17 protein-coding genes are annotated in these 19,964 nt (G+C 62.6%); 4 read left to right on the plus strand and 13 right to left on the minus strand.

Annotated elements, in window-relative coordinates; all coding sequences use genetic code 11:
• The first annotated feature begins 155 nt into the window (after positions 1-155).
• The 3 genes from KQ661_RS06085 to KQ661_RS06095 all read left to right on the plus strand — a co-directional run bounded on the left by KQ661_RS06085 (position 156) and on the right by KQ661_RS06095 (position 4,505).
• On the plus strand, positions 156-1,571 hold the full coding sequence (locus KQ661_RS06085) for an efflux transporter outer membrane subunit (protein WP_317196074.1): 1,416 nt from the start codon (positions 156-158) through the stop codon (positions 1,569-1,571).
• Between the two features lie 106 nt (positions 1,572-1,677).
• The gene (locus KQ661_RS06090; protein ID WP_216679823.1) at positions 1,678-1,998 is read left to right on the plus strand and encodes a DUF202 domain-containing protein; all 321 of its coding nucleotides are present in this window, start codon (positions 1,678-1,680) and stop codon (positions 1,996-1,998) included.
• Between the two features lie 326 nt (positions 1,999-2,324).
• On the plus strand, positions 2,325-4,505 hold the full coding sequence (locus tag KQ661_RS06095) for a bifunctional alpha,alpha-trehalose-phosphate synthase (UDP-forming)/trehalose-phosphatase (RefSeq protein ID WP_216685929.1): 2,181 nt from the start codon (positions 2,325-2,327) through the stop codon (positions 4,503-4,505).
• A 238-nt stretch (positions 4,506-4,743) separates the two neighbouring features.
• On the opposite strand, the gene KQ661_RS06100 is transcribed toward KQ661_RS06095, so the two are convergent.
• The 12 genes from KQ661_RS06100 to KQ661_RS06155 form a co-directional block, all read right to left on the minus strand.
• A complete protein-coding gene (locus KQ661_RS06100; protein WP_216679825.1) occupies positions 4,744-5,340 on the minus strand; it encodes a carboxymuconolactone decarboxylase family protein in 597 nt (198 codons plus the stop codon).
• A gap of 304 nt (positions 5,341-5,644) precedes the next feature.
• Entirely contained in the window at positions 5,645-7,432 is a 1,788-nt protein-coding gene (locus KQ661_RS06105; RefSeq protein WP_216679826.1) for a glycoside hydrolase family 15 protein, read from the minus strand.
• A 269-nt stretch (positions 7,433-7,701) separates the two neighbouring features.
• Positions 7,702-8,583, minus strand: coding sequence for a mechanosensitive ion channel family protein (locus KQ661_RS06110; RefSeq protein ID WP_216679827.1), 882 nt, complete (start codon positions 8,581-8,583; stop codon positions 7,702-7,704).
• A gap of 103 nt (positions 8,584-8,686) precedes the next feature.
• Positions 8,687-9,067 (minus strand): mechanosensitive ion channel family protein, encoded by a 381-nt coding sequence (locus tag KQ661_RS06115; RefSeq protein WP_216679828.1) that lies wholly within the window; start codon positions 9,065-9,067, stop codon positions 8,687-8,689.
• Positions 9,051-9,677 (minus strand): mechanosensitive ion channel family protein, encoded by a 627-nt coding sequence (locus KQ661_RS06120; protein WP_216685930.1) that lies wholly within the window; start codon positions 9,675-9,677, stop codon positions 9,051-9,053. The genes KQ661_RS06115 and KQ661_RS06120 overlap by 17 nt, the downstream gene beginning before the upstream one ends.
• Before the next feature lie 76 nt (positions 9,678-9,753).
• On the minus strand, positions 9,754-10,035 hold the full coding sequence (locus KQ661_RS06125) for a hypothetical protein (protein ID WP_216679830.1): 282 nt from the start codon (positions 10,033-10,035) through the stop codon (positions 9,754-9,756).
• Positions 10,036-10,093: 58 nt separating this feature from the next.
• Positions 10,094-11,080: an endonuclease/exonuclease/phosphatase family protein gene (locus KQ661_RS06130; protein ID WP_216685931.1), complete on the minus strand. Its 987-nt coding sequence runs from the start codon at positions 11,078-11,080 to the stop codon at positions 10,094-10,096.
• A 331-nt stretch (positions 11,081-11,411) separates the two neighbouring features.
• Positions 11,412-11,639 (minus strand): hypothetical protein, encoded by a 228-nt coding sequence (locus tag KQ661_RS06135; RefSeq protein ID WP_216679832.1) that lies wholly within the window; start codon positions 11,637-11,639, stop codon positions 11,412-11,414.
• 164 nt (positions 11,640-11,803) lie between these two features.
• Positions 11,804-13,216, minus strand: coding sequence for a DUF389 domain-containing protein (locus tag KQ661_RS06140; RefSeq protein WP_216679833.1), 1,413 nt, complete (start codon positions 13,214-13,216; stop codon positions 11,804-11,806).
• 45 nt (positions 13,217-13,261) lie between these two features.
• Entirely contained in the window at positions 13,262-14,164 is a 903-nt protein-coding gene (locus tag KQ661_RS06145; protein WP_216679834.1) for a mechanosensitive ion channel family protein, read from the minus strand.
• 75 nt (positions 14,165-14,239) lie between these two features.
• Entirely contained in the window at positions 14,240-14,659 is a 420-nt protein-coding gene (locus KQ661_RS06150) for a hypothetical protein (protein ID WP_216685932.1), read from the minus strand.
• Between the two features lie 40 nt (positions 14,660-14,699).
• On the minus strand, positions 14,700-15,941 hold the full coding sequence (locus KQ661_RS06155; RefSeq protein WP_216679836.1) for a cation:proton antiporter: 1,242 nt from the start codon (positions 15,939-15,941) through the stop codon (positions 14,700-14,702).
• Between the two features lie 878 nt (positions 15,942-16,819).
• On the opposite strand from KQ661_RS06155, the gene KQ661_RS06160 reads away from it, so the two are divergent.
• The gene (locus tag KQ661_RS06160) at positions 16,820-19,291 is read left to right on the plus strand and encodes a TonB-dependent receptor (RefSeq protein ID WP_235726934.1); all 2,472 of its coding nucleotides are present in this window, start codon (positions 16,820-16,822) and stop codon (positions 19,289-19,291) included.
• Between the two features lie 69 nt (positions 19,292-19,360).
• Here KQ661_RS06160 and KQ661_RS06165 read toward each other — a convergent pair whose 3' ends face one another.
• A complete protein-coding gene (locus KQ661_RS06165) occupies positions 19,361-19,846 on the minus strand; it encodes a DUF305 domain-containing protein (RefSeq protein WP_226915741.1) in 486 nt (161 codons plus the stop codon).
• Between the last annotated feature and the right edge of the window lie 118 nt (positions 19,847-19,964).

Genomic DNA, 19,964 nt, shown 5'->3' on the forward strand with positions numbered 1-19,964 from the left:
GAGGGGGAGCCAGACGACTTGTAGCACATGCTTCAGCTTGTGCAATAGAAAACTAAAACTGATTTATGTCTCTGATTCACTCATTCCTTTTTTCTGATACAAACTCAACAACGAGTCGTCAGGCTCCCCCTCTCCAGCGGAGAGGGGGCCGGGGGGTGAGGCGAACGTTAGGTGGCCTCCTGCTTTTCTTAACAAGCTGCACTGCCTCCCTCCCCCTCGTCACCCAGCCCCGCGCCACGGCCGTCCCCACCGCCTTTCAGAACCCGGCCACCGACACCGCCACCATCGCCCGGCTCGACTGGCAGCGATTCTTCGCCGACTCAGCCCTGGTTTCCCTCATCGACACCGCCCTCCGTGCCAACCCCGACCTCGCCATTGCCCTGCAACGGGTGGAGCAGGCCCGCGCCGGCCTGCTGGCCGCCCGGGGTGCCCTGTACCCGCAGGTGAGCGCCGGCGGTGTGGGCAGCCTCGATAAGTTTGCCGACTACAGCGGCGTGGGCAACACCGACACCAACGACGGCCGCCGCCTGCCCAGCCTCGTGCCCGACCTGTTTGTGGGCTTCCGCAGCACCTGGGAGATTGACCTCTGGGGCAAGCTGCGCAGCCGTCGCAAGGCCGCCTACGCCCGCTTGCTGGCCACTGAGCAGGGCCGACGCCTGGTGCAAACTGCGTTGGTAGCCCAGGTGGCCAGCGGCTACTACGAGCTGCTGACCTACGACAACCAGTTGGCCGTGCTCGAAAAAAACCGCGCCTACCAGGAGCGGGCCCTCGAAGTGGTGAAAATCCAGAAGCTGGGTGGGCGGGCCACCGAGCTAGCCGTGCAGCAGTTTGCCGCCCAGCTGCTGCGCACCCGCAGCCTGGCGGCTGAGGCTCGCCAGCGCATTGCCGCCGCCGAGAACACCATCAACCGCCTGTTGGGCCGCTACCCGCAGCCCATTCGGCGCGGCCGGGCCCTCACCATGCAGGCGGTGCCCGCTGCGGTATCGGCTGGCCTGCCTGCCACCATGCTCCTGCGCCGGCCCGATGTGCAGCAGGCCGAGCTCCAGCTCACCGCCGCCCGCGCCGACGTGGCCGCCGCCCGCGCCGCCTTCCTGCCCTCGCTCACGCTGGGGCCCTACCTCGGCGTGAATGCCTACACGCCGGCTCTGCTCTTTAGTGCGCCCGGCTCGCTGGCCTACGGCCTGCTGGCCGGCGTGGCCGCCCCGGTATTCAACCGCAGCGCCATGCGGGCCAACTATGCCCGTAGCGCCGCCGAACATCGCGCCGCCTACCTCAACTACCAAAAAAACATTCAAATCGGCTTTGAGGAAGTGACTACCAACCTGCGCGGCCTCGAAAACTACCGCGAAGTAGCCGACCTGCGCCAGCAAGAGGTCAACGCCCTCACCAATGCCGTGGCCACGGCCAACGACCTCTACCGCGCCAACTACGCCACCTACATCGAAGTCATCACCGCCCAGCGCAGCGTGCTCGATGCCGAGCTGAACCTGACGGCCGCCCGCCGCCAGCAGTTCCTGCTGCTGATTGACCTATACCGCGCCCTCGGCGGCGGCTGGACGGCCGCGCAGTAACCGCCTGATTTGCCCACGCTTTTGCCTGCGTATGCTACCAGCACGCGCCGGCAAAAGCGTGGGCAATCCGTTTCTGATGGCCAATATCCCGTATACCCTTTTTCCTATGCCCACTTTGCCTCCGCTGCCTGCTCCCCACCTCACCCTCCGCGACGAGCTGGCGTTGGAGCGCACCAACCTGGCCAACGAGCGTACCTGGCTGGCGTACCTGCGCACGGGCATGGCGCTGGTGATTGCGGGCCTGTCGCTAATTAATTTCTTTCGGGAGTATGTTTTTGTGTGGATTGGGGCCTTTTTCATCCCATTTGGGCTGGCCCTGGTGGCGCTGGGCTGGGTCCGGTTTCGGACCAAGTACCGCCGCATCAACGCCGCATTGCGGGCCCGGCAGGTACGTGAAGCCGCGTATGCTTCACTGGCTCCGGTCTGACCGCCCCAGGCGGTCTGACTGGTTGTTGTAACAACGATTTCGACCTCACTTCAACCGGTCTGACCGCCTGGGGCGGTCAGACCGGTGGTCCTGCCACACTGATAATTAAAACGGGCTTCCGCCCGCTCCTTTTTTTCTCGCGTTCTGTCTTTGAAGCTGTTTAGAAAGTCCCCGAACGGTCATGCAGCGCGCAGCAAAACATCTTGCTCGCATCGTCAGGCCCGTTCAACGATGCGAGCAAGATGCTTCGCTGCGCGCTGCATGACCGTTTGAGTACCTTTTGTGACTTTCTAAACAACTCCTTTGGCTGATTCAGCCCTTCTGCTATGTCAAAAACGATTATTGTTTCTAACCGTCTTCCCACCAAAGTTCAGCGTACCGACGACGGCCTCACTTTTCAGCCCAGCGAGGGCGGCTTGGCCACTGGCCTGGGCTCCATCTATCGCCAGGGCGACAACGTGTGGGTGGGCTGGCCCGGCCTGTTTGTGCACGACGAATCCGAGGAAAGCTTCATTACCCAGGAGCTGCACGCCGACAACATGGCCCCGGTTTTCCTCACCGAAGACGAAATCAGGGACTATTACGAGGGTTTCAGCAACTCCACGCTCTGGCCCACTTTTCATTATTTCACCGAGTTTTCTACTTACGTCGACGAGCACTGGGACGCCTACGTGGCCGTGAACGAGAAATTTTGCAAGGCCGTGCTGGCCCAGTCCGGCCCCGACGACATTATCTGGGTGCACGATTACCAGCTGCTGCTGCTGCCCGAGCTGCTGCGCCGCGCCCGGCCCCGGGCCACCATCGGCTTCTTCCTGCACATCCCGTTTCCGTCGTACGAGCTGATTCGGGTGCTGCCCTGGCGCACGGAGCTGCTGCGCGGCATGCTGGGGGCCGATTTGATTGGCTTTCACACCTTTGGCTACATGCGCCACTTCCTCAGCGCGGTATCGCAGCAGCTGGGCCTGCCCAACCAGAACGGCCAGATTGAGACGCCCAGCCACACCGTGCGCGTCGATGCTTTCCCGATGGGCATCGACTACGAGCGCTACGCCACGGCCGCCGCTTCGGAAGAAGCGCAGGCCCACACGGCCGAGTACCGGCAGGCGCTGGGCAACACCCGCGTCATCCTCAGCATCGACCGCCTGGACTACACCAAGGGCATTCCGCAGCGCCTGCGGGCCTTTAATGAGCTGCTGGAGCGCTATCCCGAGTGGCGCGGGCAAGTGAGCCTGATTATGGTGGTGGTGCCCTCGCGCGACCAGGTAGCGCAATATGCGTCGCTAAAAGAGGAGGTCGATGAACTGGTGGGCCGCATCAACGCCCAGTACCGCACCATCAGCTGGAGCCCGGTGCACTACTTCTACCGCTCGTTTCCGTTGCCCGAGCTGGCGGCACTTTATGCCATGGCCGACGTGGGCCTGGTAACGCCTCTGCGCGACGGCATGAACTTGGTAGCCAAGGAGTACGTGGCCAGCCGGCTCGACCATCGGGGCGTGCTCATCTTGAGCGAGCGCGCCGGCGCGGCCCGCGAGCTGTCCGATGCCCTCATCATCAACCCGACCGACACCCGCGCCCTAGCCGAATCCCTGCACGAGGCCCTGGTGATGCCCGACGACGAGCAGGAACGCCGCATGCGCAACATGCAGGCGCTGGTGCAGCGCTACAACGTGTTTGCCTGGACCAAACTTTTTATGAACCAGCTGGCCTATACCAAGATGAAGCAAGAAACCCTGGCCACGGCCAACCTCGACGAAGCCGCCACCGCCATGCTGCTGGCCGATTACCACGCTGCCGAGCAGCGCCTGCTGCTGCTCGACTACGACGGTACGCTCGTGCCCTTCCACCCCGACCCCACCCGCGCCGCCCCCGACCAGGAGCTGCGCCTGCTGCTGCGTGCCCTCACCGACAACCCGCAGAACCGCGTGGTGGTGATTTCGGGCCGCGACCGTAACACCCTGCAAAAGTGGCTGGGCCACCTGCCGCTGCACTTCATTGCCGAGCACGGCGTGTGGCTGCGCGGGGCCGAAGCGACCGAATGGGAGCTGTTCCAACCCCTGCGCAACGACTGGAAGCGCGAGCTGCGCCCGGTGCTGGAAGTGTACGTGGCCCGCACCGCCGGCTCCTTCATCGAGGAGAAGGACTACTCGCTTGTCTGGCACTACCGCCGCGCCGATGCCGAGCTGGGCCCGGTACGCGCCCGCGAGTTGCTCAGCCACCTCAGCTTCATCACCGCCAACACCGATTTGCAGGTGCTGGAAGGCAATAAAGTGCTCGAAATCAAGAATGCCGGCATCAACAAAGGCACAGCGGCCGTGCGCTGGCTGGGCCAATACGAGCCCGGCTTCATGCTGGCCATCGGCGACGACCGCACCGACGAGGATACCTTCCGTGCCTTGCCGCCCGAAGCCTACACCGTGCGCGTGGGTCAGGCCCAACACTCGGCCGCCCGCTTCCACATCGCCTCGCCCACGGATGTGCGGAAGCTCCTGCGACAATTGATTGTGTGATAACGAGGTAGAGACGCGACACTTCGCGTCGCGTCGTTGAACAATTCGAGTTGAACGACCAAAACCATGACGGATACAAACGACATCAGCAACGAATAGAGGCGTGATACTTCACGTCTCTATTCGTTGCTGATGTCGTTTACACGCTGGTTGAATCAGTGCGTTTAGCTCATTGGCTGCGTCAAATGGCCAGCCTTCGTTCAACGATGAGACGCGAGGTGTCGCGTCTCTACACCGTTCAGGCGTGCTTGCCGGGCGTCCAGCCGTGGCTGGCCAGCTGCTGCTCGCCCAGGGCCACGGCGCCGGGCTCCAGGTGCGTGCCCATTGAGTCGTTCCAGCGGTTTAGGTAGCCAAAGAGGCTGACGACGCCCAGTATTTCCACGATTTCGCCCTCGTTCCAGTGCTGGCGAAGGTTGCTGGCAATGGCCTCGTTCACGGCGTTGGGCACGGCCGAGGCGGCCACGGCAAAGTCCAGGGCCGCGCGCTCGGCCGGCGAGAAGGCGGCGTGCGTGGCATATTCCCAGATGTGGTCCATCTGCTCCTGCTCGGCTCCGTAGCGGCCGGCAGCCAGCATGGTGTGGGCTTGGCAGTACTGGCAACCCGCCGCCAGGCTGCTCACGTAGCCGATGAGGCGCTTGAGGGCACTGCTCACGCGGCCGTGGTTGGCCATCACGGCCTTATTCAGCTCAATAAACGCCGTGGCAATGGCCGGCCGGTGCTGCATAGTAAGCACGCTGTTGGGGCAGAAACCCAGCGTTTCGTTGAAAAAAGTGGCCAGCTGCGCTACTTCGGCATTGGCATCGGGAGGCAGGGGCGCTACGAGGGGGAGGGACATGGGAGGAGAAATAATGGCAACGAATGGCCGCGCAAAGCTGCGTCAAAATAAGCGTTTCCGCTTTAGTCCGGCAGATTGCCAGTCCATGAAGCTATTTAGGAAGTCGGCGCTGGTTCGTTGCTCCGGTCCGACCGCCCTAGGCGGTCCGACCGGTTGCCGCCAGAACGCCGCCAGCGGTTGTGCGACCGATGCTAACGACAACCGGTCGGACCGGAATAACGCGACGTCCTAAACAGACTCCAACAAAAAGGACGTCCTGCTGAGCCAGTTCAGCAGGACGTCCTTTTTTATTGGTCTACTCACTTCAGCCCACGAAGCTCGGTTTATCCAACCGCTGAGCGATGCGGTAAGCCGCATTCACCAGCCCCACGTGGCTGTAAGCCTGCGGGAAATTGCCCCACTGCGAGCCAGTTTTGGCGTCCACGTCCTCGCTCAGCAGGCCGAGGTGGTTGGCGTAGGACGTGAGGTGCTCAAACTCGCGGATGGCCTCGTCGAGGCGGCCGACGCAGGCCAGGGCCTCCACGTACCAGAAGGAACAGATGAGGAACGTGGTTTCGGGCGTGCCGAAATCGTCGGGGTGGCGGTAGCGGTAGAACAGGCCCTCGGGCGTCATTAGCTCCTTTTCCAGCTCGACGAGGTGGTTTTTGGCCTTTTCTGATGAAGGGTCGAGGTAGCCCATGGTGATGAGCTGAATGGTGCTGGCATCGAGGTGCGGCGAGCCGATGGCGTTGGTGTACACGCCGCGCTCGGCATTAAAGCACTCTTCCAGACGCGTTTGGGACTTCTCCATCAGGCCGGTGGCCCGGATTTCCATTTCGACATCGCCCAGACTTTGGGCCACGCGGCGGGCGGCGTGGCTGCCAGCCCAGTGGAAAAGGTAGGTGTAGCAGTGCTTCTGGGCAATGTGGCGGAACTCCCAGAGGCCGGCGTCGGGCTGGTCCATGGTGGTTTCGATGAGGCGCAGGCACTCCTCCACCAGGCCCAGCGGGGCCACGCGCTCGGGGTCGCGGAAGCGGCTATCCACGTACAGCGGCAGCAGCGCCACCAGCACCTGCCCGTACACGTCGTTCTGAATGTGCGTGTACGCATCGTTGCCGATGCGCACCGGCTGGTTGCCGAGGTAGCCGGCCAGCGGCAGTTCCGTTTCCGTCAGCTCCGAGGCCCCGCCGATGCCATACAGCGGCTGAAACTTATCCTTCACCTTGGTGCTGATATTGGCAATGAAGTGGAAATACCGCTCCAACTCCTCAAAGTGGCCGATGTTGTTGAAGGCCGTGAGGATGTAGTACGTGTCGCGCATCCAGCAGAAGCGGTAGTCCCAGTTACGGGTGCTGCCGGGGGCTTCGGGCAGGCTGGTGGTGCTGGCCGCAATCACGGCCCCGGTGTCTTCGTACTGATGGATTTTCAGGGCCAGGGCCGAGCGAATGACCTGCTCTTGGTGGAAGCTGCCGATACTGGTGCTCTTCACCCAGTCGCGCCAGTAGGCGGCGGTGGCCAGCAGAAACCGCTCGGCAGTGCTTTCCAGGGGAGCTTCCAAAGGCGCGCCGTAGGTGAGCACGAGGTACTTGGTTTCGTTCAGCACGAAATCTTCCTCGTCGAAAATGTAAGTGAGCGGGATATTGGTGGTGAGGCGGATTTCCTCTTCCAGACCCAGAAACGCGATGTGGTTAGAGCTGCGGCGGGGCGTGAGGGCGAGCTCGCCGTACTTGCCCACCGGCCGGCAGGCCACCCGGATACGGGGCGCGCCACTCAGCGGCTCCACCTTCCGGATAAACATCAGCGGCTTATAATACCGCTCATACTGCGGGAAGCGGGGCGCGAAGTCGGTGACGCGGTAGCGGCCGTCCTCGGTTTCGATTTCGGTACACAGCACGTTGGTGTTGGGCTGGTAATACTGCCGGCCCGGCCCGGTAATGCCGGCGGCGGGCCGGATGCTGTACTCACCGCCCTTGTCCTCATCGAGCAGGCTGCCAAACACAAAGCTGCTGTCGAAGCGCGGCCAGCAAAGCCAGCGCACGGCCGTATCGGTGCCAATGAGGCCCAGAAAGGCGCAATTGCCAATCAGGCCCATGTCATAGGTATGTTTCGTCATCAGGTTGCGGAGTTGGTATGCGTGGGCCCCGCGGTGCGGGGCTAGTTCCTTATAGGGTACCCCGTTCGGGGGGCTGGGGTTGTGGTTGGAGCGCTGACCCGCGTGTAGCTCCGGTGCATTGCGCCGGTCCGACCGCCCTAGGCGGTCCGACCGGTTGCCGTTGGTATCGGTCGCACAACCGCTGGCGGCGTTCTGGCGGCAACCGGTCCGACCGCCCTAGGGCGGTCGGACCGGCGCAACGCGACTTTCTAAACAGCTTCGCTATATGGCTACACGGCGCCGCCCAGGCGGGCCAGCACTTCGGCCGGCAATTCCAGGGTGCGCATGGGGAAGGGGATAACGATGCCGGCCGCGTCGAAGGCTCGCTTAATGCGCATAATGGCCTCGCTCTTGGCCCCCACGTAGTCGACCTGCCGGCGGTACGGAATCCAGAAGCGCAGGCTGAACGTGATGGCGCTGTCGGCAAAGCCGGTGAACATTACCTGCGGCGGTTGCTCGGTGAGCAGCTCAGGGAAATCTTCCATCGCGGCCAGCACCACGGCGCGCACTTGGTCCAGGTCGGAGCGGTAGGCCACGCCGCACTCCACGTCCACGCGGCGGCGGGTGGTGACGCTGTAGTTGGTCACGGCGCTTTCGAACACCTTGCGGTTGGGCATACGCACCAGCTCGCCGGTTACCTGGCGCAGGTCGAGCGTGCGCAGGTTGATGCACTCGATGGTGCCAAAAAAGGCATCGGTCTGAATCACGTCGCCCACCGTGAAAGGGCGCTGCACGGCGATGATGATGCCGCTGATGAAGTTGGCCGCAATGTCCTGAAACGCAAAGCCCAGCGCCAGGCCAATAATCCCCACGCCGGCCAGCAGCGACGTTACCGTTTTATCGAGCCCCAGCACTTCGAGCCCGAAAAAGATACCCACCAGCAGCACCGCCACATACGCCAGCGTGCTGATGAGGCTATGCAGCGTGACAGCCCCCGGCGACATCCGGGGCAGCACGCTGGCCAGTGCCCGCCGCGTGAGCCGGGCGGCAAATACCGTGGCCGTGAGGACCAGTATAGTAATGAACAGGTTGGGCAGCAGTAGGATAAACTGCTCCACCCAGCTCATAACCTTGTTGGAAAGCAAATTAAAGGTGCGGTGAATCTCAAGCATGCAGTAAAAATAGAAGTGTAGGGTACCCGTTGATACGTGGCCGCGCTCGGCCCCGGTTTATTCGGGTCGCATCGGCGGGCCTGTTGCGGGTAGGGGGCAGGCTTCAGCCGGCAGCTTTTCCCGCTTGCTCCGGTGGCGCGGCGGCATCGGAGGCGGCTTGCTGTTCCTGCTGCGCGGCGGCCCACGACTGGGGCACGTCGCCTTTACCGGCGGGCCAGCCTTCGCGCTGGCTTTTGCGGTCGCCGTCGGTGGCTTCGGTCTGGTCGTGCCACAGAATTTGCTGGGTGGGGAAGGGCAGGTCGATGCCGTGGGCGGTGAGCGTGTTTTTGATGGCTTCCAACACCCGGTCCTGCGCGCCCATAATGTCGGCGCGGCGCGGCGGGTTAATCCACCAGCGGGCGCGGATGTTGACGCTGCTGCCGGCCAAATCCACTGCCAGCGCCTCGGGGACGGGGTCGGCCAGCACGCTATCCACGTCCTTCATGGCCTCCATAATAGAGCTGGCGGGTCTTGTCGATATCGTCGCCGTAGCCAATGCCGATGTCATATTGCAGGCGGCGCTTGTCGTAGGCCGTGTTCACCGTTACGGCGTTGATAAACAGCTCGGCGTTGGGAATAACCACCCGCCGGCCGTCGTAAGTTTTGATGGTGGTGGCTCGCGTCTGAATCGTTTCGACCGTGCCCTCAAAGTCCTTGTACTTAATCTGGTCATCGATTCGGAAGGGCTCGGTAACCAGCGGCAGCACCCCAGCCAGGAAGTTCTGAAAAATGTCCTTGAAGGCAAAGTCGATGGCCACGCCCCCCACGCCCAGCGCGCTGATAAGGCTGGCCGGCGTGAAGCTGGGCACCATGATGGTAACCGTAACCAGGATGCCCAGCAGCAACGTGGCCACGTAGGATAACTGGCTCTGCAGCAGCTTCAGGCTTTGGCTTTGGCCCCGGTTCTGCACCAGCCGCTCGACCAGTGCTTTCACCCCGCGGACAATGAGAATAAACACCACGAACACCACCAGCCCAAAGAGCAGGTTGGGCAGTAGGGCCATGAAATTGCGGCCCATCTGGTTGATTTTCTGCCAGGCGATGGAAAAGTCCATGTAGCTAAATAAGGAGGTGCAGGGAAACAGCGAAGTGCGGAAAATATTTCTGCGCCAGCCGCAGTAGCGCGGGCCGTTAGGGAGTAGCCTGTACTTCTTTTTTGATGCCTTCCAGGTTCTGCTTCGACCCTTCCAGCTGCTGCTCGATGGCGGTGAGCTTATTTTTCTCGGTTTCGATAACGGCCTTTTGCTGGGCAATCTGGGTGGTTAGCTCCTGCACTTTGCGGGCTTGCTCGGCCACGGCGGGGTTGGCGGAGTTCAGGTCGGCCGCCACGGGTGCTTCGGTTCCCGATTGGCAGCCCGCCAAGGCCAGGGCGCCGACCAGGAGTAAGATGCTGGAAAAAGAAGAGGTGCTCATCGGTTGGGTGCGTTAGAAGGTTGAGTAAATATAACGTGATGCTTATCAGTGAAAAGGCTTATCGGTCAGGCAGCGCCAGCTCGATGTACAAAGGGAAATGGTCGGAGCCCACATCAGGCAGGCGCTTCAGCTCCACTACCTGAAACGGCTCACTGACAAAAAAGTGGTCGAGCGGCCAGCGGGCCAGCGTCGAGCGGGCATCAAACGTGTTGTAGAGGCCGCGTCCGAGGCGCACGTCGTGCAGCTCGCCCTCGCGGGTGAGCTGATGAATGGTACCCGACCAGCTCACGTCGTTGAAGTCGCCGGCCACGATGGTGGGGCGCTCATTCTGCCGCACCGCATCGGTTACCTTCTGCAATGCCTTCCCGCGCAGGCCCACGCCGTCGGGGTAGGTATCGGGGATGGGTGGCGTGGGGTGAATGCCAAAAAACGTGACCTGTCGGCCATCGGACAGCCGCAGCCGCGTGCGAATGGACGGCACGCCGTGCTGGAGCAGGTTTTGCACCTGCGTATGGGCCAGCGGCAGGCGCGAGTAGAGTATCATGCCGTAGGCATTATCGCGGGGCAGTTCTACGCGGTAGGGGTAGGCGGGTTGCAGGGGGCGCAGGGCCCGTGCCCACCAGGCATCGGGTTCCAGGGCCAGCAGCACATCGGGCTGCACGGCCTGCACCAGCTGCCGTAGGCGCTCGTCCTGCCGGTTTTTCATCAACACGTTGATTATCAAAATGCGAATCCGAGTGCTGGCTCCGGCCGGGGCATTGGGCACCTCTTTGGGGGCAAAGGGCAGGTAGGGCCACAGAAAAAAGACCTGCACGCCAATGCCTGCTCCCAGGCCGATAAGCAGCCCCTGCCGCACCCGCCAGTGCGCTGGCCAGCGCAGTGCCAGCCACCCCAGCAGCAGTGCCGTCAGCACCACCAGCGTCTGGAATCGGGGGAAGCCCAGCATCTGCACCCACCATTCACTCGACGGCACCACCGAAACCAACGTCAGCAGCAGTGCCAGGGCGCTCAGCATGGCCAGCAGGTAGCGGAATCCGGTCAGCAAGTGCCTCATGGATAATGTTTTGGATGTAAGTTAATGAAGCTATTTAGAAAGTCCCCGAACGGTCATGCAGCGCGCAGCATCTTGCTCGCATCGTCAGGCCCGTTCAACGATGCGAGCAAGATGCTTCGCTGCGCGCTGCATGACCGTTTGAGTACCTTGTGACTTTCTAAACAACTCCAATGGGTATCCATTATCAAGAATGCTTATTTCCTGGCAACTGGCCACTCTATAACCGACAATCGATACCCGCCCGCTACTGGGTTTTGGCCTGCGTTTTCACGCCTTTTAGGTTCTGTTTGGCACCGTCGAGCTGGCTTTTCAGGGCATCGAGTCACTTCTTATCGACATCGGCTTCCTCTTTCTGTTTATCGACGGCTCGTTCCCGGTCTTTCACGGCGTCTTTCTGGTCGCTGTAGGCTTTCTCCTGCGCATCTACCTGCTGCTGGAGGTCACCCACCTTTTGGGCCTGCAGGACCACGGCGGGATTCGTCGATTTGAGGTCGTCGCTGGCCGAATGGCCCAGCGAATAGCCGCTCCCGGCAAGGCTAAGCCAGGGCAAATAAGCAGCTGAAGCCTGTGGGAAAATGCTTCATAGTGTGAGGGGTTATTTTTTGAGAATGAGAATAGAAGCCTGTATGACTCTTTAGCTTTACGCGGTTGGGGCCGGCAAGTTCGTTTCGGCGCCCGTAGGGGTACATCCCTGGCCCATTTGCGACGTTGCGCCTACCTGCGGCGCGACGATTTCCGGCGGGTTGGGGACGGTCGGGGGGGCGGGGCGTTCTGCGGCTCAACGAGCAGGCGCACGTGCTGGCGGTTGCCGGCCCGCAGGCTCAGCCAGGCGGCCAGGCGGCGCTCCTCGGCGGTGGGCAGCGGGCGGCGGGTGCGCACGGCTACCAGCACGGTGGTATCGGCCCGCAGCGAGTCGGCGGCGGGGCGCACCAGGCGGCTCAGGCCCAGCTGGCGCACGGCGGGGTGCTCTATCTGCACTTCGCGCAGCAGCGAAACCGCGCCGGGCAGGCCAACGGCGGCGCTATCGGGGTTGGATAGCAGCTTTTGGAGCTGGGCCAAACGGGTTTCGTAGCCCACCAGGGTTTGCTCCTGGCGGCTGCGCACGTCTTCGAGCACACTGCTGCGCAGAGCCTGCGTGTCGGTCGAGTCGAGGCGGGCCAAGCCCTGGCGCACGGTGAGGCCAGCACCGGCCAGGCGGTAGCTATTGAGTTGCGTGCGGGCCTTTTGCAGCTGCGCCGCCGTGAGCCGCTGGCCGGCCAGCAGCACGTTGATGGTGTGCGCCCGGGGCTTGATGCGGCTGGTGACGACGTAGGTGCCGGGCAGGTTCAGCTGCTCGTCTACGAAGCGCTGGGCGTTGTGCGTAAAGGTGCCGTCGCGCACGATGCCCACGGCCAGGTACACGCTGGGCGCGGCCGTGAGCAGCGCCACCGCCCAAATGCCCAGCTGCACCCGCCGCGCCCGCTTCACGCTCACGAAGGTGTGCTTGGGCAGCGGCAGCACCCGGCACACCAGAAACGTGGCCAGGGCAATGAACACGCAGTTGATGGAAAATAAATACAGCGCTCCAAACAGAAACGACCAGTGCGCCGTGGCCAGCCCGTAGCCGGCCGTGCACAGCGGCGGCATCAGGGCCGTGGCAATGGCCACCCCGGGGATGGCGTTGGTGTGGCCCTTGCGGGTGAGGGCCACGGCTCCGGCCGCCCCGCCAAACAGGGCAATGAGCACGTCCCAGGTGGTGGGCACGGTGCGCGACAGTAGCTCGGAGCCGGCATCGGTGAGGGGCGTGAGGCGGAAATACAGGGCCGAAACCAGCAGGCTGAACGTCGAGGCCGTGAACAGGCTTTTGAGCCCGCGCTGAATCAGGTTCAGCTCCAGCGTGGCCGCCCCGTAGCCGATGCCCACGATGGGGCCCATCAGCGGCGAAATCAGCATGGCCCCGATGATAACGGCTGTCGAATTCACGTTCAGCCCCACTGATGCCACCAGAATGGCGAAAATCAAGACCCACAGATTGGTGCCCCGAAACGCAATTCCGGCCTCTACGTCCGCCTGAATCTCGGTCGGCTCGGCCATGTCATCGGTGAGCAGAAAGCGAATATGCAGAAAGCGAAGCAGGACGTCAAACATGCGGCAAGATAGGCGCGGGAGCCGCACCGGAGGGTAGGGGCATATTTAAGCAGCGGGCGGGCCGGCCGGGGCCTGGTCTATTATCCGTACGCGTAGCTCGGGCAGGTTTTTGGGGAATTGCATCTCCACAATGTCGGCGGGCAGCGACACATTGTCGGCGGCCATGAGTACGGTTTTCACGCGGTTCATCACGCGCGAGCGCAGCTCCAGCACGCCGCGTCGGTATTCTTCCGATTCCGTCCAGAAAAACACTTTCAGGTTTACGGTGCTGGTAGCCAGCTCGTGCACGATAATAAAGGGCTCATGCGGAATCGTCTGAAGCACTTCGTCCTCCTGCCGCAGCTGGCCGCTGATGGCTTCTATCACGGTGGGCACGTCGGCATCGTAGTCGATGCCGACCAGGAAGTTCTGCCGAATGAAACCGTCGCGGGTGAAGTTCGTGACCGATTCTTTCAGCAGCACCGAATTGGGCACGTAAATATCCTTGCCGTCGTAGGTTTTGATGCGCGTCGTGCGCAGGTTCAGCTCCATCACCCGGCCCATGTGGTCCTTCACCTGAATGCTGTCGTTGACGTTGAAGGGCCGGTTGAACGCCAGAATGACGCCGGCTAGGAAGTTCTCCGCAATGTCCTTAAAAGCGAAGCCAACCAGGAATGCCGACAAGCCCAGCCCGCCCAGCAGCCCGCCCACCACGCCCGAAAACCCGATGATTTGCAGGGCCAGCAGTAGCCCGCTCAGCACCAGCAGCCAGCGCCCCACTTGGGTGAGGAAGTTGGTGAGCAGTGGGTCGGCCGAATGAGCCGCGAGCCTGGCCGTAAGGAAGCTGCGCAGCCGGCTCGAAGCCAGCCACGTCACGGCCAGCAGCACCGCCGCCATCACCAGGCGCGGCAGCACAAACAGAAACTGCGTCCAGTAAGTATGGAATACAGTGGTAAATTCCGCTAGTATAGATGCAACTGATTGAGGGAGTGGGGCTCGTTAAAATCTAGGAAAATCAACGGGAACAACATGCTCATCGGGTGCCTAAACGGCCTTATCCGCTCGCAGCCATTCTGTGGCGGGCGGAATCTCCTCAAAAAAGGCCGTGGTGACTGCCCGGCGCATCTGCGCGGCCATGGTGGGCGTGTGCAGGCGGGTTTCGGGCGTGAGGGTGGGCACCACGGCGTAGCGCTCAAGGGCGGTGTCTTCCAGCACGGCCGGCAGCCAGGTATTCAGCAGCCAGTCGCGGTCGGCGGGGTCGGGGGCGGCGGGCATGGCGCGGTGGTCGGCCAGGAGGCCGCGCAGCGGGTAGCGGCGCAGCAGGTTGTGGGCATGCGTGTAAAGGGCCCGAAACTCGAGGCTCGTCATGGACGTGCCCGACCAGTGCAGGTGCACGTAGCCGTCTTCAGGGGAGAAATCGACCGAGCCAACGGCGTTGGCAAAATAATTTTGGGTGGGGAGCATTATAAAGGGGACAAAAACAAACGCGGGCCCGGTGGCCCGGTTAAGCTGGGCGGCTGGTGAGCCAGCCCAATAGCCTCTTTAACGTAAGCCCCTGCACAACGGCCGAAAACAGCACCACGGCAAACGTCATGGGCACAAATACTTCGGGGTGCATGCCCGTGGGCAGGCCCAGGGCCAGGGCCAGCGAAATGCCCCCGCGCAGTCCGCCCCAGCTCAGAATGGCCAGCGTGCGCGGCGGCAGCTGCCGCGACAGGCCCAACAGCCCCGTGGTAAGCGTGAGCACCACGTAGCGCACCAGCAGGGCCAGCACGGCCGCCGCCACGCCCAGCCCCAGGTAAAACGGGCTGACCCCAATCACGACCAGCTCCAGGCCCATGAGCACGAAGAGCACGGCGTTGAGCACCTCGTCGAGCGCCTCCCAGAACTTTTCCAGGTAGTCGCGCGTGGTGTCCGACACCGCCCCGCTGCGGCTCACGTTGCCAATGGCCAGGCCCGCCACCACCATGGCCAGCGGCCCCGACACGCCCAGCGCGTGGCACAGCGCGTAGCCGCCCATTACCAGGGCCAGGGTCAGCATGACTTCGGTCTGGAAGTGGTCCACGGTTTTGATGAGGCGGTAGCCCACATAGGCCAGCACCCCCCCGGCCAGCAAGCCGCCGCCGGCCTCGCGCAGCAGCAGCAGGGCCGCCGAGCCGGCGCTGGGCGTGTCGCCGGGCGTGGCCAGCTCCAGCAAGGTCACAAACACCACTACCCCGAAGCCGTCGTTGAAGAGCGACTCGCCGGCCAGGTTGGTTTCAATGTTCTTATCGAGGTCGGTGGTTTTCAGAATGCCCAGCACGGCAATGGGGTCGGTGGGGGCAATGAGCGCCCCAAACAGCAGGCAGGGCAGCAGCGGCAGCTCCACGCCAGCCAGGTTCAGCAGGGCATAGGTGCCCAGGCCTACCAGCCCGGTAGCCAGCAGCACTCCCAGCGTGGAGTAGGCCGCAATGCTGCGCCACACCGCTTTCAGGGCATTTACCCGCACGTGCAGCGAACCGGCAAAGAGCAGAAAGCTTAGCACCGAGCCCATGAGAAACTCCGTGAAATCGAACCGTAGCAGCGCCCCGCGCACGGCAACGGTGAAGCTCGGCACAATGTGGCCCCAGGCCAGCACGCCCAGCGCCACGGCCACGCCCAGCAGCAAAAACATAATGCCCGCCGGACGGCGCATAAACCGGGCATTCAGATAGGAAAATAACGCTGCTAGCGTTAGTAGCGAGGCGGAAAAAGTAAATAAGCTCATCAAGAAAAAAAAGTAAGTGGGGGGTGCCGCCCACCGGCCGCCTGCCCGTGCGCTGCCAGTGGCAGCAGGTTTGCCCGGCTGGCAAGTTAACAGCCCGCCCGCCCGCCGGACAGTAAAGCGCCGGCCCGGAGCTTTCCGGCTACTGAAGGCGTGGCCGCGGCCGGCGGCTTTGTGCCGGGCAGGGCCTGCCTGTTCCGGCCGAGCGGTTGCTGCAGGGCCCGCAGAGTAGCCGGCCCGGCCTAGGTGGTGGCTTGCAGCCGTTGCACCCTACGGGCCTGGGTCATCAGGCTGGGGTTGTTCGAGTTAAGGTCGGCGGCCAGAGTTGCTGTGTCTTCGAAACGGAATTTCGGGTACTAAAGTTGTATGAACCGTCGAAGCCGGCAACGCTCCGTTTTTGCAGCATTTCGATAATATGCGATGGCTTGTTGGCGTGAGTCTGGGCTGATTCGCGCCATTTATCGGCTTATTATAAGTGGATTAGGGTGCGGAAACCGATTTCTGGTGTTAAGGGGAGGGCACAGTCATAAAAGCAGAACCCATCGGGAGGCCCACAGGGCAGGTGCCTCAACTGATTCGGGTGCGCCAGGGCTCCAATTGTCCCGCCATGCTGCCTTCGGGCTAAGAAAAAACAAGGGTTGCGCATTTGCACAAGTACCCAAACATCAGCAGCAACGACGAGATGCAAAGGGTTACGTGTTCAGTATTGTTTGATTTGCGTAATATTCTGTATAACAATATTATGAGGTCTTTTATCAACGCCATTAGATATAATTTTTAGTACATGCTAAATTAATTTTTAGACTAACCTAAAAAATGTACGTACTTTTGTTCGGCTTGTTAGTAGGGCAGGGGCACTCCTTGGTTTTTTACGCCAAGCCATGCCTGCCATGTCTGTTAAGTGCTTGTATCTGTTTGTTCTGCTGTTTGTATGCCCATTTGCCCTGCGGGCCCAAAGCCTGAGCGGGCAGGTGCTGGACGCGGCCGGCCGGCCGCTGCCCTTCGCCAGCGTGGCGGTGCCGGTGCTGAGCCGGGGCGCGACGGCCGACGAAAACGGCCGCTTTGCCCTGCCCAACCTGCCCGCCGGCTCCCACCAGCTGCAAGTGAGCGCCGTGGGCTATGCCACCGCTACGCCCTCGGCAACGGTGCCCACCGATAAGCCCCTGACCATTCGCCTGACTGCCGAGGGCAAAACCCTGAGCGAAGTGGTGGTGACGGGCGTGAGCCGGGGTACCGAAATCCGCCGTTCGCCAGTGCCCATCGCGGCCCTGTCGGGCCGGGAAATCCGCCTCAATGCCAATGCCAATGCCATTGATGCGGCCGTGCGGGGCATTCCGGGCCTCAGCGCCGTCACCACCGGCCCCAACGTCAGCAAGCCGTTTATCCGAGGGCTGGGCTACAACCGGGTGCTCACCATGTTCAACGGCCTGCGCCAGGAGGGGCAGCAGTGGGGCGATGAGCACGGCATTGAAGTGGATGGCTACGGCGTGGACCGCATTGAGGTGGTGAAGGGCCCCGCCAGCCTGCTCTACGGCTCCGATGCCGTGGCCGGGGTGGTGAACTTGCTGCCGGCCCTGCCCGCCGGCCCCGCCGGCCAGCTGCACGGCGAGGCGCTGACCGAATACCAGAGCGTGAACGGCTTGATTGGCAACTCGCTGGCCTTCAACTACCAAAAAAACGGGTTTCAGGCCAGCCTGCGCGGCAGCCACCGCCTGGCCCGCGACTACCAAAACCCGGTGGACGGCCGCGTGTACAACACCGGCTTTGCCGAAACCCAGCTCACCGGCATGGTGGGCCTGGCCAGGGCCTGGGGCGGGGTGCACCTCTGGCTGACCAGCTACGACGACCGCCAGGAAATTCCCGACGGCAGCCGCGACTCGCTCAGCCGCCGCTTTACGCGGCAGGTGTTTGAGGCCAATAGGGATGATATCGGGAACCGCCCGCTGGTGAGCGACGACGAGCTGATAAGCTACCGCATTGCCGACCTGCGCCAGCGCATCCGTCACTACCGGGCCTTTGCCACCAGCGAGGTGAAGCTGGGGGCCGGCGAGCTGCGCCTGCTGCTGGGCGTGCAGCAAAACCACCGCCAGGAATTCAACCACCCCACCGCCACCAGCCAGCCGGGCCTCGACCTGCAGCTCACCACCGTGAACTACCAGGCCCGCTACCTGCTGGCCGCCGTGCGCGGCTACGAACTGACGGTGGGCGCCAACGGCATGAGCCAGGCCAACCAGCACCTGAACGCCACCGATTTCGCCATTCCGCCCTACCGGCTGTTCGACCTCGGCGGCTTCGGAGTGCTGAAAAAAACGTTTGGCGGCCTGGAGCTGACCGGCGGCCTGCGCTATGACGTGCGCCGGGTGCGCTGGGACGACTTTTACGTGGCCCCCAACCCCGCCACGGGCTTCGATGCCGTGGCCGGCCCGGCCACGGCCGGCGCTGACCTGCAGTATCCCGGCTTTGGCCGTACCTACACCGGGCTGTCGGCCAGCCTGGGCGGCAGCTACGCGCTAGGCGAGCGCTTGGTGCTGCGGGCCAACGTGGCGCGGGGCTACCGCGCCCCGAACGTGCCCGAAATCGGCTCCAATGGCCTCGACCCCGGCGCGCACATCGTGTACCTGGGCAACCGCGACTTCACCCCCGAATTCAACGTGCAGGAAGACCTGGGCATCCTCTACAAAACGCCCGGCTTTGAGGGAAGCGCGGAGGTTTTTTACAACCACGTCGATAACTTCATTTACCAGGCCCGGCAGTACGATGCGCAAGGCCAGCCCCTGCGCGACGCGGTGGGCAACTCCACCTACCAGTTTCAGCAGGCGGCGGCCAGCCTCTACGGCGGCGAAATAGCGCTCAATTTCCACCCCACGGCCCTGCCCTGGGCCAGCCTGCGCACCGGGGCGGCCCTGGTCATCGGCCTCAACGAAAATGCGGCCCTGCGCGAGCGGGTGGGCGATGCCGGCCGCTACCTGCCCCTGATTCCGGCCCCCACCTCGCGTTCTGAGCTGCGCTTGGTGGCACCCGAACGCGCCGGCCGCCGCCTCACCAACAGCTACTTCCGCTTCACGGTGGATGTCACCGCCGCCCAAAATCGCTTCTACGCCGTGGACGGGGCCGAAACCCGCACCCCCGGCTACGTGCTGTGCGGCACCGGTGTGGGCACCACTTTCCGCACCAAAGCCGGCCGCGAAGCCATGCAGCTGGTATTGCAGGCCGATAACCTGTTCGACGTGGCCTATCAGGCCCACCTCAACCGCCTGAAATACTTTGAGTACTACCGCGCTTCGCCCACCGGCCGGCTGGGGGTTTTCAGCCCCGGCCGCAGCCTGAGCGCCAAGGTAGTAGTGCCGTTCTAGCAAAGCTGTTTGGAATGCGTCACTGCATCGGCCCGGCGAATTGCCAAACCGGTACCAGACTATCAACGGCTATTGCTGCTCCAGGCGCTTTATCATGGCCTGCATCTCGGAGATTTCCCGCTTTTGGGCGGTGATGATGTCATCGGCCAGCTTGCGTACTTCGGGGTCCTGAATGTTGGCCCGCTCGCTGGTGAGAATGGCAATGGAGTGGTGCGGAATCATGGCCTTCATCCAGCGCGTGTCGTTCACGAAGGTCTGGCTGCGCACCATTATCAGGGCACCCACAAACAGCGTCAGGCTGGCTCCCATGATGATGCCGTTCATGGTTTTGTTGGGGTACATCATGGGCATCATCAGCAGCATGACCACGGCCATCACCGTCACCATCAGTACCGTCATGTAGAAGCGGGTGAGGCTGAAATAGACGTGGCCGAGCGCGTAGGTGTTGAGGTACATTACCACGTACATGATGACGAAGGAAATGGCCATCATCAGCAAAAACTTGCGATAGTGGCCCTGGGGCGCGGGGGTAGTAGATGTAGTGGGATGCATCATCGGGAAAAATGGATAATTGGCAAACGCGCGCCGATTCTAACCCTTGGAACGGCGGCCTCTGGTAGCCAAACGGACGATAGATAACGTTGGTTGTGTCACTATCCAGCCGCCAAATCGG

Source organism: Hymenobacter siberiensis (genome assembly GCF_018967845.1).
In the GTDB taxonomy this organism is placed as follows: domain Bacteria; phylum Bacteroidota; class Bacteroidia; order Cytophagales; family Hymenobacteraceae; genus Hymenobacter; species Hymenobacter siberiensis.

What these genes read in the sequence shown, in the direction of transcription:
- KQ661_RS06160 (WP_235726934.1), top strand. Translation starts at nt 16,820, where the DNA reads ATGCCTGCCATGTCTGTTAAGTGCTTGTATCTGTTTGTTCTGCTGTTT.
- KQ661_RS06140 (WP_216679833.1), bottom strand. Translation starts at nt 13,216, where the DNA reads ATGTTTGACGTCCTGCTTCGCTTTCTGCATATTCGCTTTCTGCTCACC.
- KQ661_RS06090 (WP_216679823.1), top strand. Translation starts at nt 1,678, where the DNA reads ATGCCCACTTTGCCTCCGCTGCCTGCTCCCCACCTCACCCTCCGCGAC.
- KQ661_RS06100 (WP_216679825.1), bottom strand. Translation starts at nt 5,340, where the DNA reads ATGTCCCTCCCCCTCGTAGCGCCCCTGCCTCCCGATGCCAATGCCGAA.
- KQ661_RS06125 (WP_216679830.1), bottom strand. Translation starts at nt 10,035, where the DNA reads ATGAGCACCTCTTCTTTTTCCAGCATCTTACTCCTGGTCGGCGCCCTG.
- KQ661_RS06150 (WP_216685932.1), bottom strand. Translation starts at nt 14,659, where the DNA reads ATGCTCCCCACCCAAAATTATTTTGCCAACGCCGTTGGCTCGGTCGAT.
- KQ661_RS06105 (WP_216679826.1), bottom strand. Translation starts at nt 7,432, where the DNA reads ATGACGAAACATACCTATGACATGGGCCTGATTGGCAATTGCGCCTTT.
- KQ661_RS06115 (WP_216679828.1), bottom strand. Translation starts at nt 9,067, where the DNA reads ATGAAGGACGTGGATAGCGTGCTGGCCGACCCCGTCCCCGAGGCGCTG.
- KQ661_RS06155 (WP_216679836.1), bottom strand. Translation starts at nt 15,941, where the DNA reads ATGAGCTTATTTACTTTTTCCGCCTCGCTACTAACGCTAGCAGCGTTA.
- KQ661_RS06120 (WP_216685930.1), bottom strand. Translation starts at nt 9,677, where the DNA reads ATGGACTTTTCCATCGCCTGGCAGAAAATCAACCAGATGGGCCGCAAT.
- KQ661_RS06165 (WP_226915741.1), bottom strand. Translation starts at nt 19,846, where the DNA reads ATGATGCATCCCACTACATCTACTACCCCCGCGCCCCAGGGCCACTAT.
- KQ661_RS06095 (WP_216685929.1), top strand. Translation starts at nt 2,325, where the DNA reads ATGTCAAAAACGATTATTGTTTCTAACCGTCTTCCCACCAAAGTTCAG.
- KQ661_RS06110 (WP_216679827.1), bottom strand. Translation starts at nt 8,583, where the DNA reads ATGCTTGAGATTCACCGCACCTTTAATTTGCTTTCCAACAAGGTTATG.